Raw genomic sequence first — 452 nt, forward strand, 5'->3', positions numbered from 1 at the left:
GCCTTCGTCGTCGCCCAGCGGGAAGCTGGCGTCGAGCATTTTCTCGCTCGGCTTGAGGATCAGCGCGTTTTCCGAATGGTCTTCACTGTCGATGCCGAACGCGTCGAACAGGGTTTCCATGTAGATCGGCAGGGTGAATTGATCGTCCTGCTCAAGAATGTCCTCGACCAGCGCTTCACCTTCGCCAGCGCCACCGGAGTTGAGCTCCAGCAGACGGTCGCGACCGGTGTGCAGTTCGGCTTCCAGACGCTCACGCTCGCTGCGTGCTTCGTCGATCAGCGCTTGCCACTCGCTGTCGTCGGCCTCTTCGAGCAGCGGCAGCAGGCGTGGGCCAAACTGATGCTGCAAGGCGTTGCCGGTCGGGCAGGTGTTGAGGAACGCGTTCAGCGCTTCGTGGTACCACTGGAACAGGCGCTCTTGCGGGCTGGTTTCCAGGTACGGCACGTGCAGTT

Annotated in this window: 1 pseudogene; it reads right to left on the bottom strand. The window is 61.9% G+C overall.

Annotated elements, in window-relative coordinates:
* Window positions 1-452, bottom strand: a pseudogene (locus tag ACIP1X_RS05910) (RNA polymerase-binding ATPase); the annotation flags it as partial.

This window comes from Pseudomonas sp. NPDC088885, from assembly GCF_044750025.1.
Lineage (GTDB): Bacteria > Pseudomonadota > Gammaproteobacteria > Pseudomonadales > Pseudomonadaceae > Aquipseudomonas > Aquipseudomonas rustica.